We start from the raw sequence: 14,512 nt of genomic DNA on the forward strand, positions 1-14,512 counted from the left end.
TCGATCAGCTCGCGCGGCGGGCGCTCTGGGTGTCCTCGGTGTCGCCGTCGGAATCGTCGGCTTCGGACCGGTCTCCACGCTTGCGGCGGCGGTGGAACCGGGCCAGCGCGTGCGGGAAGCCTTCTGTCGCGAGCGTGGCGACCTCGTCCTGGCTCGCCTGGTCGAGGAACTCCTCGACTTCCTGCTCGCGGACGGTCAGCCGCCGGAGCCGGAACTCGACACGCTCCATGGCCAGTGCGAACAGCATCAGCAGCACAGGGAACAGCACGACAGCCAGACCTTGCATATCGGGAAGTAAACACTGCGAAGGTCTCAGAAGCGACACAGTCCGGAATCCGATCGGCACGGCAGTCCGTAGAGTTGTCGAGGTGCAGGCGACCTCAGCAGACGACCGGAATTCGGGTGCGGTGCCCGCTGCCGCGGGCGAGTCCCGGCTCGCGCTCGTGCGGCGGGCGCGGCGGATGAACCGCCGTTTGAAGGAGGCCTTCCCGCACGTCTACTGCGAGCTCGACTTCACCACTCCGCTCGAGCTCACGGTCGCGACGATCCTGTCGGCCCAGTGCACGGATGTGCGGGTCAACCAGGTAACTCCCGCGCTGTTCGCGCGCTACCGCGACGCCCGTGCCTACGCGGAAGCGGACCGCGCGGAGCTCGAGGAGTACATCCGGACGACCGGTTTCTATCGGAACAAGGCGAACTCGATCATCGGTCTCGGGCAGGCGCTCCTCGAGCGTTACGACGGTGAAGTTCCGAACAAGCTGAAGGACCTCGTGACACTTCCCGGCATCGGTCGCAAGACTGCGAACGTCGTCCTCGGGAACGCGTTCGGCGTGCCTGGAATCACAGTCGACACGCACTTCGGCCGGCTCGTCCGGCGGTGGCAGTGGACGGAGGAGACCGACCCGGTCAAGGTCGAGCACGCGGTCGGGGCGCTCATCGAGCGCAAGGAGTGGACCGACCTGTCGCACCGGGTGATCTTCCACGGCCGTCGTGTGTGCCACGCGCGCAAGCCGGCGTGCGGGGTGTGCGTCCTGGCGAAGGACTGCCCGTCGTACGGCACCGGGCCCACCGACAAGGTCGCCGCGGCAGCGTTGGTGAAGGGGCCGGAGACCGAGCATCTCCTCGAGCTGGCAGGTATGTGAGAGGTATGCGTGTTTCCAGTGCAGCGCGGTGGAGTCTGGCCGCGCTCATCGTGGTGGTGGCGCTGATCGTCGCGATCTGGCCGCGCGGCGGCGAGGATGCCGCCGACGTCGCCGACTACCCCGGCGCGAACCGGTCGACGTCGCAGGAACGCCGGGGCGCCGACACCCCGGAGGCGCTCGCCCCGCTGCGGGCGGACGCCGAACTCGCGCCGTGCCCCGCGCCGGCCGGACCGGCACCGGACGGTTCGGTGCTGGCGGGCATGACGCTCGAGTGCCTCGGTGACGGCAGCCGCGTCGACCTCGGTGCCGCGCTCGCCGGCAAGCCCGTGCTGCTCAACATCTGGGCCTACTGGTGTGGACCGTGCCGCGAGGAACTGCCGTACCTGCAGCAATACTCGGATCGTGTCGGCGACGCGGTTACCGTCATGACGGTGCACACCGATTCCAACGAGGCCAACGGGCTCGCCCGCCTCGCCGAGTACGACGTCCACCTGCCCGGAGTCCAGGACGGCTCCGCCCGGGTCCAGGCGGCCGTCGGCTCCCCGGCAGTGCTGCCGGTGTCGGTGCTGATCCGCCCGGACGGCACGGTCGCCAAGATCCTTCCGCAGCAGTTCCGGAGCGTCGACGAGATCGCCGATGCCGTCCAGCAGTACCTCGGCGTCGCCGCATGAGCTTCCACCCGCAGCACCCGCTGGATCCCGACGCGGCACCCGAATGGCTTCGCGCGGTGACGCGCACCCTCCCCGCCGACCCCAACCGCGTCAACCCGATCCTGAACCGTCGTTCCCCGCAGGGGGCGAAGGTGCGTCCCGCAGCGGTGTTGGTCCTGTTCGGCGGAGCCATCGAGTCCGATCCGCTCGCGGTCGGGGGTCTGCCCGCCGACGCCGACGTCCTGCTGACCCAGCGGGCGTCGACGATGCGTCAGCACAGCGGCCAGGTCGCCTTCCCGGGCGGCGCCGCCGACCCGGAGGACGACGGACCCGTCGACACCGCGCTGCGCGAAGCGGAGGAGGAGACCGGTCTGCTCCGCGGCGGCGTCCAACCCCTCGCGACGCTGCCCGAGATCTTCATCCCGCCGTCCGGCTTCGACGTCACTCCGGTGCTCGCGTACTGGCGCGACCCCAGCCCGGTCGGCGTCGTCGACGCCGCCGAGGCCGAGCGCGTCGTGCGGGTGCCGCTGCGGGAACTGATCGACCCGGACAACCGTTTCCAGGTGCGACATCGCGCCGGCTACCAGGGACCCGCCTTCGAGGTCGACGGGATGCTGGTGTGGGGATTCACCGCGGGCGTGCTCGCGGGGCTGTTCGCCGTGTCCGGCTGGGAACTCGAGTGGGACCACCACGACGTCCGCGATCTCGACGTCACGCTCACCCGGGTCGCGACGGAGAACGGTGACGTGATCGAATCCGGTCAGCACCGTCCGTCGAGGGGAATGGGGGAGCGTTGAGCGGATCCGCATGGATCGACCTGGCCGTGATTCTCGTCGCGTTGCTGGCGGCGTCGTCGGGGTGGCGGCACGGCGCGGTCGCGTCGGCGCTCGCGTTCCTCGGCGTCGTGCTCGGCGCCGTCGCCGGCATCCTCATCGCGCCGCACGTGCTCGTCCACGTCGACGAGGGCCGGATGCGGGTGCTCGCCGGCATCGCCCTGATCGTCGTGTTGGTGGTGATCGGTGAGGTCGCGGGCATGGTGCTGGGCCGGGCGGCCCGCAGCGTCATGCACAGCCCCGTCGCGCGGGGCGTGGACAGCTTCGTCGGCGCGGGTCTGCAACTCGTCGCGGTGCTGGTCGCGGCGTGGCTCCTCGCGATCCCGCTCACGACGTCCACACAGGCCAACGTCGCGACCGCGGTGCGCGGGTCCAAGGTGCTCAGCACCGTCGACGACGTCGCACCCGACTGGCTGCGCGAGGTGCCCAGCGAATTCTCGGCCCTGCTCGACACGTCCGGCCTGCCCGACGTCATCGGTCCGTTCGGGCGCACCCCGATCACGAACGTCGACCCGCCGGACGCCAGCGTGCTCGCGAGCCCGGTCGCGCAGCAGTTGCAGAGCAGCGTGCTGCGGATCCGCGGCGCCGCCCCGAGCTGCCAGAAGGCGCTCGAAGGCTCCGGTTTCGTCGTCGGACCCGAACGCGTCATGACCAACGCCCACGTCGTCGCGGGCACGTCCGCGGTCACCGTCGACACCGTCGACGGGCCGCTCGACGCCCGCGTCGTGGTGTTCGATCCGGCCGTCGACGTCGCGATCCTCGACGTGCCCGGCCTGACCGCCGCGCCGCTGGACTTCGCGCCCAAGAAGGCGCGCACGGGCGACGACGCGATCGTCCTCGGATATCCCGGTGGCGGGCCGTACACCGCCAGCGCCGCCCGCATCCGTGAGGTCCTCGACCTCCGCGGACCGGACATCTACCGGTCCGGCACGGTCGAGCGCGAGGTGTACACCGTGCGCGGTTCGATCCGTCAGGGCAATTCGGGCGGTCCGCTCGTCGACGAGCAGGGCCGCGTCCTCGGCGTCGTGTTCGGCGCCGCGGTCGACGACAGCGACACCGGCTTCGTGCTCACCGCGGACGAGGTGTCCAAGCAGCTCGAGCAGGCGAACGGGTCGACGGCCGCGGTCGGCACCGGGGTGTGCATCGTCTGACGGCCCGCCGTCCGCCCGGGGTGGTCAGCGCGACGCGAGCGCGAAGCGCGTCAGTTCCGCGGTGACCTCGTCGGGCGATTCCTGGTGCGCGAAGTGCCCGGCACCGGCGACGCGGTACAGCTGCTGGCCGGGCGCGTACACGGTGGAGCGTTCGACGGTGTCGGCCAGCACGTACGGGTCGAGTTCGCCGTGGACCTGGAAGACCGGGATGTTCAGGCGGTGATCCATCGCGGTCATGAATCGGCGACCGTCCGGGCGGAACTGGCTGCGGAACGCCCACCGCTGGTACTCCAGCGCGGAGTGCGCGACGCGCGGGATCTGCATCGCCGACCGCAGCCGCCGCGCAACCTCGGGGAACTCGTCGGACTGCGGCCACGCCGGCCCGGACCGGGCCCGCAGCAGCCGCTCCACCTCGGCGCCGTCGTCGCGGACCAGTCGCCGCTCCGGTCGCCACGGCACCTGGTAGTCCAGGAACGTCGGCAGCAGTGCCGCCCGCTGACGGCGGTCGCGCAGGACCGCCCGCTTGAGCGCGATCGGATGCGGCGAGCTGACCAGCCCGATCGATTTCACCAGCCGGGGATGCAGCAGCGCCGTCGCCCAGCACACGAGGCCGCCGTCGGCGTGCCCGATCAGGGTGGCGTTCGAGTGGCCCATCGCGCGGATCAGGCCCGCGATGTCACCGGCGAGCGTCCAGCCGTCGTAGCCGCGGGGAGGGGTGTCGGTGTCGCCGTACCCGCGCAGGTCGACCGCGACGGTGCGGAAGCCGGCGTCGGCGAGGGCGGTCAGCTGGTGCCGCCACGACCACCAGATGTCGGCGAACCCGTGCAGCAGGACGACGAGTGGGGCGTCGGGACGCGACGGACCCGCCTCCGCGATGTGGATGCGGATGCCGTTCGCGTGGATGTCACGATGCGTCCACGGCCCGTCGAAACGGACCGTGGACGGGTCTGGTTGTGTCACTGGTGTGGTCACGGCTGGATCAGCCGGCGGTGCCCGTTCCCGTGCCCAGCGGCGAGGCGGCGTCGGGACGCTGCCCCGGCAGCACGGTTGCGGCCTGCTTGAGCGAGTCGATCGTCTTGTTCGGCGCGCGGAGCTTGCGGACGCGCAGGTAGCCGAGCAACGCGAGGACACCGGTGACGACGAGCATCAGCACGAAGACGATCAGGAACGCCGCCCAACGATCGAGCCACACGCTGATCAGTTCGGCGAGGAAGAAAAAGAAGAAGAAGGCGCTGAACACCAGCACGGACAGCGCGAGGATGAAGAACAGGCTGCCCTGCAGGCCCTTCTTCACCTCGCTGGTGACCTCGGCCTTCGCGAGCTCGACCTCGGCCCGGAACAGCGTCGAGACCTGGGCGGTCGCGTCCCGGACGAGGGTGCCGATCGATGCGTGCTGCGGGTCGTGGAGGTCGGTGAGGGGAATCGAGGAAACCGTCGTCGGAACCCCGTCACCGGTGAATCGGCCGCCGTCGCCCGTGACTCCATTGCCGTTGGTGAAGCTCACTTCTCGACCCCTCCAGGTTCTTCTCGCGCGCTGGTAGCTCCGACTCGTGAGTGGTTCTCACGTGTCGGTGGCAGCGGCGCGGGCCTGATGGACCCGTCCGCGTCGCAACAGTAACGCCGATCCGATCAGTGACGCAGCCAACGATGTCAAGAGCACCGCGGCCTTCGCAATGTCCGCTTCGCTGCCGTCGCCGATACCCGCGAGCGCAAGATCGGCCACCAGAAGGCTAACCGTGAACCCGATGGCGCCGAGCACCGACAGGGCGAACATGTCGCGGAAACCGAGCAGACGCGGCTTGGTGGCGATGCCCAGACGGATCGCGAGCCACGAGACCCCGAAGATGCCGAGGGTCTTGCCGACGAGCAGTCCGAGGATGATCGCGAGCGAGATCCGGTTGGTGAACAACTGGCTCAGGACGTCCCCGTTGATCGGGACGCCGGACGCGAACAGCGCGAACAGCGGCACACACACCGCCGCCGACCACGGCTGCAGACGGTGCTCCAGTCGGGTCGCGGGCGAGTGCGCCTCGTCCGGGTCGGTGCGGACGCGGGTGAGCAGTCCCAGCGCGACACCCGCGAGTGTCGCGTGGATGCCGGCCTCGTGGACGCTGTACCAGGTGAGCAGTGCCAGCGGGACGTAGAGGAACGGGGTGGTGATCCGGCGGCGCTGCGCATACCAGTAGACGACCAGGCATGCGACCGCCGACAGGATCCACAGCATGGCGATGGACCCGGTGAAGAGGACCGCGATGAGGATGATCGCGATCAGGTCGTCGACGACGGCGAGGCTGAGCAGGAAGACGCGGGCGCTGGCGGGGATCCGTGAACCCGTGAGGGCCAGGACACCCAGCGCGAAGGCGATGTCGGTGGCGACGGGGATGGCCCAGCCGCGGTCCATGCCGGGCGCGCCGGCGCCGACGGTGGCCGCGATGATCGCCGGCAGGAGCACGCCGCCGCACGCCGCGATGATCGGCAGCAGCGCCTTCTTCCGGTCGGCCAGTTCGCCGACGACGAGTTCGCGCTTGAGTTCGAGACCGGCCACGAAGAAGAAGATCGCGAGCAGGCCGTCCTGCGCCCACGTTCCGAGAGAGAGGTTCAGGTGCAGCGCGCTCGGGCCCACCTGCCAGTCGCGGAGCGCCGTGTACGCGTCGGCGAAGGGAGAGTTTGCCCACAGCACAGCGACGGCCGCGGCGATCAGGAGGATGGAACCGCCCACCGTCTCGGTGCGGAGGTAGCGGGCCAGCTCGGAGCGTGCGGCGGATATCAAGGAAAGCCTTTCACCTGGGGTTTCGTCGGGTACGGCAAAGCATCGCCGACCAGACTTCCCGGCACTCCTCAGGAGATCTTAACGCGTTCTTTGCAACCGATCAGTCGGAAAGTGCCGTTTGCTACACCGATCGACCGGAGTGTTCAATTCCTACGGTTTGGGACGAACTTCCACTCAGTGGAACATGTCGGGAACGCGGGTCCGGTCGTCCGATCGCCGGAATCCGCAGGGATCTGTGCAGGAGCATTGTCACGTGAGCAAAGGTGTCGAGTCCGCCGAGCGCGGACAGGGTGAGTTAGCGAGAGGCGCCGACGCGGTGGACACGGTCGCGGGGGTGCCGCGCAGTCGCATCGTCGTCGCGAGCATGGTCGGTACCTCGATCGAGTTCTACGACTTCTACATCTATGCCACGGCGGCGGTATCGGTCTTCCCGCACCTGTTCTTCCCCAAGGGCAACGACACGACGGCGCTGCTGGCCTCGTTCGCGACGTTCGGTCTGGCGTTCGTGGCCCGTCCCCTCGGCTCGATCCTCTTCGGCCATTTCGGTGACCGGATCGGCCGCAAGGCCACGCTCGTCGGTTCGCTGCTCACGATGGGCATCGCGACCTTCCTCATCGGTCTGCTGCCGACCTATCACGCCGTCGGCCTGTGGGCGCCCGCGCTGCTGGCGTTGATGCGCTTCTGCCAGGGCCTGGGCCTCGGCGGCGAGTGGTCCGGCGCGGCGCTGCTCGCGACGGAGACGGCGAAGAGCGGCAAGCGCGCGTGGGCGGCGATGTGGCCGCAGTTGGGTGCCCCCATCGGCTTCTTCTTCGCGAACGGGCTGTTCCTGCTCCTCACGCTGGCGCTCGGCTACACCAGCAGTTCGAACCCGGACCTCGACAGCGCGTTCCTCACGTGGGGCTGGCGCATCCCGTTCCTGCTCAGTGCGTTGATGGTGATGATCGGCCTGTACGTGCGTCTCAAGCTCGAGGAGACGCCGGTGTTCGCCCGCGCCGTCGCGAACGGCGAGAAGGTCAAGACCCCGCTCAAGCAGGTCTTCAAGACCAGTTGGCGCCAGCTGATCATCGGCACGTTCGTGATGCTCGCGACGTACACGCTCTTCTACATCATGACGACGTGGGTGCTCAGCTACGGCACCGGCAAGACCGCCGCCGACGGCGGGTACGGTGCGGGCTTCCAGTACCGGGACTTCCTGGTGCTGCAGTTGGTGGCGGTGCTGTTCTTCGCGGCGACCATCCCGGTTGCCGGCTGGCTCGCGGACCGCTTCGGCCGTCGCATCACGCTGCTCGTCATCACGGCCGCCATGATGGTTTTCGGTCTGACGTTCGGGCTCCTGCTCGCGGCCGAGGGCATGAGCGACGCCCGGATGCTGGTGTTCCTGATCATCGGCATGGTGCTGATGGGCCTCACATTCGGCCCGATGAGTGCCGTGCTGCCGGAACTGTTCCCCACCAATGTCCGCTACACGGGCTCGGGCATCGCCTACAACACCGCGAGCATCCTGGGCGCCGCGGTCGCGCCGTTCATCGCGACGTGGCTGGCCGAGAACTACGGCGTCGGCTGGGTCGGCATCTATCTGCTGATCGCATCCGCGCTGACGTTCGTCTCGCTGCTGATCATGCGCGAGACCAAGGACGAGTCACTCGACGACGTCTGACGTCCGGTCTTCGACGGGCACGTCTCCGCGCTGGTGCGGGGACGTGCCCGTCGTCGTCCTGCGGGTGGTTGTCCGTAGTCGGAAGAATCTCCATCGGTTTCATTCGCACGCATTCATTGCGAATTTCCAGTATCTTCCGAAACGCTTGTAATGCGCGGCACCTGAGTTCGAACCCGATTTGTCCCGTATGTGACGAAAAGGAGTTTCCAGCGTGCGTAATTTCGGTGCACCATTCCGAATTCTGGTCACGACAGTGCTCACCGGCCTGGCTGCGTTGACAACGGGGGTCTTCGCACCGACCGGCCTCGCTCAGCCGGCCGTCGGCGCCCTCACCCTCACGAAGTCGGCCTCGCCGCAGGTGGGCCTCCAGTCGGGGGACACGGTCACCTACACGTTCCTGGTGACCAATGTCGGCGCGGCGACGGTCTCCGATATCGGCGTGACCGAACTCGTATTCACGGGTTCCGGCGGGGCGCCCGAGGCCGACTGCTCGTCGACGACGCTCCAGTCGGGGCAGTCGACGACCTGTACCGCCCCGTACGACGTGACCGACGCCGACCAGGCCGCCTGCTCGATCAACAACACGGCCGTCGCGACCGGCAAGGATCCGCAGATGTCCGTCAAGTCGCCGCCGGCGTCGGCAACGGTCGTCACGGACTGCGCCGGCAACTTTGCCGGAAGCGCCTTCCTGCCGGCGGCCCTGGGTTCGTCGGAGCTGGGAGGGTTGTTCGCTTTGGCGCCGTTGGCCGTCGGGTCCCTGGGGCTGGGGTCGTTGGGCTCGTTGGGCGCGCTCGGTGCAGTGGGCGCCTGGGCGCTCAGCACTCCGTACCAACCGCCCGCGGCCGCTCGGTGCCAGGACGCGCCGTACCCGATCGTGCCGTACCTGATCCCGCCGTGCCCGAAGGAGTCGAACCCGAACGAGCCGAGCCCCGCAGGGCCCTGACCGGGAAAGACGAGTGGCCCGGGACTTCGCGTCCCGGGCCACTCGTCTGCGTCGAGGTGCTGCCCGTGCCAGGGCGGGTGTTCGCGCCTAGCGGCGGACGAACATCGGATAACGTTCGCCGGAGATCATTCGCTCGTACCGCACGCGGGCGCGCTTCTGGTTCTCGTCGAGTGCCTCCTCGATCCACGCGTACGTCCACGGGCCTTCGTCGAGTGCGACGATCGCGATCGTGTACGGGGCGAAGTCGGTGCACGTCCGATCGTGGGAGATCTCCACGACGCTCCACGACACGATCGAGCCGTTCCCGGACGCCGGCGTCCGGCTGATCTCGGTGCCGCGGCACGACGAACACGCGGAGGCGTCCGGAGCGAGCAGCGTGCCGCAGCAGTCGCACCGGCCGATTGTGAAGGCGTCCATCTCGGTGGCGGTAGATCGTTGATCCTGCATGGGAGACCTCGACTCAGGGAAGCTTGGGCTTGTCCGACTCCCACAGTTCCAAGCGGGGCGCCACCCCACGAGGGCAGAACTACCCGGGCCCATACCTGTTTCGTTGACGGGTACGTACCCGCCGGATCGAAATCCCTGGTCAGACGGCGTCGCTCTGGTCCTGCCTGCCCTGCTCGACCACCCAGGCGGCGATCTGGGTGCGCGAGTTGAATCCGAGTTTCGCCAGGACATGTTCGACGTGGCCCTGGACGGTGCGCTGCGAGATGACCAGTTGGTCGGCGATGGCCTTGTTGGTCAGGCCCTGCGCGACGAGGTCGGCGACCTCCTGCTCACGCGGGGTCAGGTCGGTCGCGGACCGTTCGGCGTGTGCTTCCTGGGGGAGTCGATCCTCGATGGCGAACGTGACGGTCTCGTCGAGGGTCAGTGCCGCCCCCTGACGGACGGCGGTATCGAAGGCGCGGTCCCCGAGCGCCCGCTTGACCTGGTCCTCGGTGTCGTCGTGGTTCTCCCGAAGCGCGGGGATGACGATTCCCTGGTTCCCGACCGCCTGCCACAGCGAACCCGCGGCGCCGACCAGCGTCGCGGTGCGCTCGTACTCGACCCTCGTGGCGGCGATCCAGGCGAGGGCCTCGACGCAGATCGCGGCGCCGAGCAGGTCGTCGACGCCGCCGCTCAGTCGTAGGGCCTGCTCGAACAGCGGCCGGGCCCGATCGGGATGGTGGCGCCAGATCGCGAGCCCGCTCGAGCACAGGGCGTACGACCGGTAGATCGATTCCCCACGTGGCTCGGTGATGGCGAGCACTTCCGCGGTGCACTCGGACGCCTTCTCCGGTTCGTCGAGTGTCGCAAACGCCATCGCCAGGCCGAGGAGCGTGGTGATGTGGATGAGTCGGTTGCTGCCGGCCCGCACGGTGTCGAGAATGCCGCCCAGTATCAGGATCGCCTCCGGCAGGTCTCCGGAGTAGATCTCGAGGTGACCGGCGGAGTGCGCGACGACGAGGTCGGTCTTCGGATCGCCGAGTCGGGCCGCGATGTCGTACGCCTGCTCGATGAGCGACGCGCCGGTCTCGATGTCGCCCTGGTTCGCGGCCAGGACGGTCGCCGCCGCCAACGCCTCTGCGCGTTCCGGGGTGGGTTCTCCGCCCTGCGCGGTGAGTACACGGTCGATCCAGAGCCGACCCTCGGTGAGTAGTCCGCGGGAGATCCAGAACAGGTACAGCCTGTTCGCGACGCGCAACCCGTTCTCGGCCTCGCCGGGTTCGGTGACGCAGTATTCGAGTGCGTCGCGCAGGTTGGACCGTTCGCGCCCGATCCGGGCGATCCACACCGGCTGGTGCGGCCCGATCCACTCCGATTCGGCGCGGTGCAACAGATCCTGGTACCAGTCCCGGTGCCGCCTGCGGAGTTCGCCGTATTCGCCCGCTTCGCGGAGGCGCTCGAGTCCGTAGTCCCGCAGCGTCTCGAGCAGCCGGTACCGCACGATTCCGGCGTGTTCCTCGCGGATCAGGATCGACTTGTCGACGAGGGAGGTGACGAGGTCGAGCAGGTCGTGCGGGGCGAGGCCGTCCGCCGCGAGCACCTCGGCCGCGTCGAGTTCGAAACCTTGTGTGAAGACCGAGAGCCGGCGCCACAATTCCTGTTCGGTCTCCGTGCACAGGTCGTGGCTCCAGTCGATGCTCATCCGTAGCGTCTGCTGACGGTCGGGGGCGCCGCGGGTGCCGCCCGTGAGCAGCCGGAACCGGTCGGTGAGCCGGTCGCGCACCTGGTCGACGGACATGGCGCGCAGTCGCGCGGCCGCGAGTTCGATGGGGAGGGGGAGTCCGTCGAGTTCCGTGCAGATCGCGATCACCGCCTCCCGGTTGTCCTCCGTGAGCTCGAATCCGGGAACCGCGGCGGCGGCGCGCTCGGTGAACAGGTTCACGGCCTCGTACTGGGCCAGCGACTTCACCGAGGTCGAGCGGTCGGGAACCGGGAAGGTCAGCGGCGGCACCCGCAGCACCGTCTCCCCGCCGATCCCGAGGGGTTCACGGCTCGTCGCCAGGATCCGCAGATCCGGGTTCGCGCGCAGCAGGGTCTCCGCGAGCTTGGCGATGTCGTCGATCAGGTGCTCGCAGTTGTCGAGAACGAGCAACAGGTTCCGGGGGCCGAGATAGTCGGTGAGGATCTGGACGGTGGGGACTGCTGACTGCTCGCGCAGGCCGAGGGTCGCGGCCACGGTCTCCGCGACCAGCCGTGGATCGTGCCGCTCTCCGAACTCGACCAGCCACACGCCGTCGTCGAAGGACCGCCGGGACTCGGCCGCCACCCGCAGCGCGAGACGGGTCTTGCCGACGCCGCCGATACCCGTCAGGGTCACCAACCGCGATCCAGCGAGGAGCCGTCTCGTCTCGGTCACCTCTCGGCGCCGGCCGACGAAACTGGTCAGATCGAGAGGCAGGTTGCCGACCTTGCCTCGCACGGCGGACGCCATCCGTGACCTTCTTTCGGTCTCTTCAGGTCACGGTACGCCTGCCGACCGGGCCGCAGGCCCGACCTGGCCGGTCGGCCGTTCGATCGGTACCGGGCACGCCGCCGGCCTACGGGCATCGCGAACAAACCGTTGATTCGGGTGCTTCGCGACGCCGTCCGTCCGTTTCGTGGCCCGGACTCGTTCGACAGCATTTCGGCGGGTAGCTTCGCGTCGGACTTCGGTCCGGTGCGTGAAAGGCTTTGGGGCGCAGAGGCAGACCTTACGCAACCGCTCGGAAACGTCGAACGGGTGTCCCCCGGACCGTCACGGTCCGGGGGACACCCGTTCGGAGTGCGAGTTACTTGCCGCGAATGGCGTCGAACACCTTGGGATCGACCAGGGTCGAGGTGTCGCCCAGGTCGCGGCCCTCGGCGACGTCGCGCAGCAGGCGGCGCATGATCTTGCCGGAGCGGGTCTTCGGCAGTTCCGGCACGACGGTGATCTGCCGGGGCTTGGCGATCGGGGAGATCTCGGTGGACACCTGCGCGCGGAGTTCCGCGATCAGCGTCTCGCCCGTGTTGTCGGCGCCTTCCCGCAGGATCACGAACGCGACGATGCCCTGCCCGGTGGTCTCGTCGGCGGCGCCGACGACCGCGGCCTCGGCGATCGACGGGTGCCCGACGAGCGCCGATTCCACCTCGGACGTGGAGATGCGGTGGCCGGACACGTTCATGACGTCGTCGACGCGGCCGAGCACCCACAGGGCGCCGTCCTCGTCGTACTTGGCGCCGTCCCCGGCGAAGTACCAGCCCTCCTCGGCGTAGCGCGACCAGTAGGTGTCCTTGTAGCGCTCCATGTCGCCCCAGATGCCGCGCAGCATCGCCGGCCACGGCTGGTCGAGGACCAGGTAGCCGCTGCCGCCGGCGCCGAGTTCGCGGGCCTCGTCGTCCACGATCTTCGCCGAGATGCCGGGCAGCGGTGCCATCGCGGAACCGGGCTTGGTGGCGGTGATGCCGGGCAGGGGCGAGATCATGATCGCGCCGGTCTCGGTCTGCCACCACGTGTCGACGATCGGGGCCTTGCCGGCGCCGATGACGTCACGGAACCAGCGCCACGCCTCCGGGTTGATGGGTTCGCCCACCGATCCGAGCAGGCGGATCGACGACAGGTCGTGCGCGTCGGGGATCTCGCGGCCCCACTTCATGAACGTGCGCACCAGGGTCGGAGCGGTGTAGTAGATCGTGACGCCGTACTTCTCGATGATCTGGAAGTGTCGGTGCTCGTCAGGGAAGTTGGGGGTGCCCTCGTAGACGACCTGCGTGACGCCGTTCGACAGCGGGCCGTAGACGATGTAGCTGTGGCCGGTGACCCAGCCGATGTCGGCGGTGCACCAGTAGACGTCCTGCCCGGCCTTGTGGTCGAACACGTTGTGATGCGTGTACGACGCCTGCGTCAGGTAGCCGCCGGAGGTGTGGATGATGCCCTTGGGCTTACCCGTCGTGCCGGACGTGTAGAGGATGAACAGCGGGTGCTCGGCGTCGAAGGGCTGCGCCTCGTGCTGGTCGGATGCCTTCTCGACGGTGTCGTGCCACCACAGGTCCCGGCCGGCGGTGATGTCGACGTCGATGCCGGTCCGCTTGACCACCAACACGTTCTGCACCGATGCCGCTCCGTCGACCGCCTCGTCGACGGCCGGCTTGAGCGGGGCCGCCTGGCCGCGACGCCACTGTCCGTCGACGGTGACGACGAGCTTGGCCTCGGCGTCGTCGATGCGCGAGCGCAGCGCGGTCGCCGAGAATCCGGCGAACACGACCGAGTGGGTCAGGCCCAGCCGGGCGCACGCGAGCATCGTCACGATGGCCTCGGGGATCATCGGCATGTAGATCGCGACGCGGTCGCCGGCGACCAGACCCAGCTCGGTGAAAGTGTTTGCCGCGCGGCTCACTTCGGCCAGCAGATCGCTGTAGGTGATGTCCCGGCTGTCCCCGGGCTCACCCTCGAAATGGATGGCGACGCGGTCGCCGTTGCCGGCCAGCACGTGCCGGTCGACGCAGTTGTACGCGACATTCAGGCTGCCGCCGACGAACCACTTCGCGACGGGGGCGTCGGACCAGTCGAGGACCTCGGTCCACGGCGTCGCCCAGTCCAGGCGCCGGGCCTGGGCGTCCCAGAACACGAGCCGGTTGCCGTCGGCCTCGGCCTGCAGTTCGGGGCCCGCGTTCGCCGCGGCCGCGAACTCCGCGCTGGGCGGGTACACCTCGGGGGCGTCGGTAGCACTGCTCGTCATCTCGGCTTGCCTTCTTTCCGATCGAAATCGACGGTTGTCGCACGTGTGAGGGTAGTCACACGTGACCGGCGTCGCAGGATTCCCTCCCGTGGAGCGGTCACGGTGTGCGGCGATCGGTCGATTCTGCGCGACGGGCGGTCGGCGACGGTGCGCGGTCGGCCGCTTCGTTGCGATCGGGCCTCG

General features: G+C 68.9%; 13 protein-coding genes. 6 read left to right on the top strand and 7 right to left on the bottom strand.

Annotated features, from left to right (window positions below):
- Positions 1 to 4 precede the first annotated feature (4 nt).
- Complete coding sequence (locus EGT67_RS16915) at positions 5 to 286, bottom strand: hypothetical protein (protein ID WP_127917232.1); 282 nt, start codon at positions 284 to 286, stop codon at positions 5 to 7.
- 175 nt (positions 287 to 461) lie between these two features.
- Here EGT67_RS16915 and nth point away from each other — a divergent pair, with 175 nt between their 5' ends.
- Genes nth through marP form a run of 4 tightly spaced genes read left to right on the top strand, consistent with a single transcriptional unit; the run spans position 462 to position 3,776 of the window.
- Positions 462 to 1,142 (top strand): endonuclease III, encoded by a 681-nt coding sequence (nth, locus tag EGT67_RS16920; RefSeq protein ID WP_127917286.1) that lies wholly within the window; start codon positions 462 to 464, stop codon positions 1,140 to 1,142.
- Positions 1,143 to 1,147: 5 nt separating this feature from the next.
- Complete coding sequence (locus tag EGT67_RS16925) at positions 1,148 to 1,813, top strand: TlpA family protein disulfide reductase (protein WP_127917233.1); 666 nt, start codon at positions 1,148 to 1,150, stop codon at positions 1,811 to 1,813.
- Complete coding sequence (locus tag EGT67_RS16930) at positions 1,810 to 2,589, top strand: NUDIX hydrolase (protein ID WP_127917234.1); 780 nt, start codon at positions 1,810 to 1,812, stop codon at positions 2,587 to 2,589. Before EGT67_RS16925 ends, EGT67_RS16930 begins: the two co-directional genes overlap by 4 nt.
- Positions 2,586 to 3,776 carry an acid resistance serine protease MarP gene (gene marP, locus EGT67_RS16935; protein ID WP_127917235.1) on the top strand — a complete coding sequence of 397 codons (1,191 nt, stop codon included), beginning with the start codon at positions 2,586 to 2,588 and terminating at the stop codon, positions 3,774 to 3,776. The genes EGT67_RS16930 and marP overlap by 4 nt, the downstream gene beginning before the upstream one ends.
- 24 nt (positions 3,777 to 3,800) lie before the next feature.
- Here marP and EGT67_RS16940 read toward each other — a convergent pair whose 3' ends face one another.
- The 3 genes from EGT67_RS16940 to nhaA are packed head-to-tail and all read right to left on the bottom strand — an operon-like array spanning position 3,801 to position 6,546.
- Complete coding sequence (locus EGT67_RS16940; protein ID WP_127917287.1) at positions 3,801 to 4,736, bottom strand: alpha/beta fold hydrolase; 936 nt, start codon at positions 4,734 to 4,736, stop codon at positions 3,801 to 3,803.
- Positions 4,737 to 4,755: 19 nt separating this feature from the next.
- Positions 4,756 to 5,280 carry a phage holin family protein gene (locus EGT67_RS16945; RefSeq protein WP_127917236.1) on the bottom strand — a complete coding sequence of 175 codons (525 nt, stop codon included), beginning with the start codon at positions 5,278 to 5,280 and terminating at the stop codon, positions 4,756 to 4,758.
- Between the two features lie 57 nt (positions 5,281 to 5,337).
- Entirely contained in the window at positions 5,338 to 6,546 is a 1,209-nt protein-coding gene (gene nhaA, locus EGT67_RS16950) for a Na+/H+ antiporter NhaA (protein ID WP_127917237.1), read from the bottom strand.
- Positions 6,547 to 6,862: 316 nt separating this feature from the next.
- Between nhaA and EGT67_RS16955 the strand changes: the two genes are divergently transcribed.
- Together EGT67_RS16955 and EGT67_RS16960 are read left to right on the top strand one after the other, a co-directional pair.
- On the top strand, positions 6,863 to 8,203 hold the full coding sequence (locus EGT67_RS16955) for an MFS transporter (RefSeq protein ID WP_164877591.1): 1,341 nt from the start codon (positions 6,863 to 6,865) through the stop codon (positions 8,201 to 8,203).
- 211 nt (positions 8,204 to 8,414) lie between these two features.
- Positions 8,415 to 9,146, top strand: a complete 732-nt coding sequence (locus EGT67_RS16960) for a DUF7507 domain-containing protein (protein WP_241566079.1) — start codon at positions 8,415 to 8,417, stop codon at positions 9,144 to 9,146.
- Between the two features lie 87 nt (positions 9,147 to 9,233).
- On the opposite strand, the gene EGT67_RS16965 is transcribed toward EGT67_RS16960, so the two are convergent.
- From EGT67_RS16965 to acs, 3 genes are all read right to left on the bottom strand, one after another.
- Positions 9,234 to 9,563, bottom strand: coding sequence for a Zn-ribbon domain-containing OB-fold protein (locus EGT67_RS16965; RefSeq protein ID WP_241566080.1), 330 nt, complete (start codon positions 9,561 to 9,563; stop codon positions 9,234 to 9,236).
- 169 nt (positions 9,564 to 9,732) lie between these two features.
- Positions 9,733 to 12,063, bottom strand: coding sequence for an ATP-binding protein (locus tag EGT67_RS16970; protein WP_127917240.1), 2,331 nt, complete (start codon positions 12,061 to 12,063; stop codon positions 9,733 to 9,735).
- Between the two features lie 337 nt (positions 12,064 to 12,400).
- Entirely contained in the window at positions 12,401 to 14,329 is a 1,929-nt protein-coding gene (acs, locus tag EGT67_RS16975) for an acetate--CoA ligase (RefSeq protein ID WP_127917241.1), read from the bottom strand.
- Between the last annotated feature and the right edge of the window lie 183 nt (positions 14,330 to 14,512).

This window comes from Prescottella agglutinans (assembly GCF_004011865.1).
Taxonomy (GTDB): domain Bacteria; phylum Actinomycetota; class Actinomycetes; order Mycobacteriales; family Mycobacteriaceae; genus Prescottella; species Prescottella agglutinans.

Bases quoted from the DNA above. Each gene is read 5' to 3' on its own strand.
- nth (WP_127917286.1), top strand. From the start codon at position 462: ATGAACCGCCGTTTGAAGGAGGCCTTCCCGCACGTCTACTGCGAGCTC.
- EGT67_RS16970 (WP_127917240.1), bottom strand. From the start codon at position 12,063: ATGGCGTCCGCCGTGCGAGGCAAGGTCGGCAACCTGCCTCTCGATCTG.
- EGT67_RS16915 (WP_127917232.1), bottom strand. From the start codon at position 286: ATGCAAGGTCTGGCTGTCGTGCTGTTCCCTGTGCTGCTGATGCTGTTC.
- EGT67_RS16925 (WP_127917233.1), top strand. From the start codon at position 1,148: ATGCGTGTTTCCAGTGCAGCGCGGTGGAGTCTGGCCGCGCTCATCGTG.
- EGT67_RS16930 (WP_127917234.1), top strand. From the start codon at position 1,810: ATGAGCTTCCACCCGCAGCACCCGCTGGATCCCGACGCGGCACCCGAA.
- EGT67_RS16965 (WP_241566080.1), bottom strand. From the start codon at position 9,563: ATGGACGCCTTCACAATCGGCCGGTGCGACTGCTGCGGCACGCTGCTC.
- acs (WP_127917241.1), bottom strand. From the start codon at position 14,329: ATGACGAGCAGTGCTACCGACGCCCCCGAGGTGTACCCGCCCAGCGCG.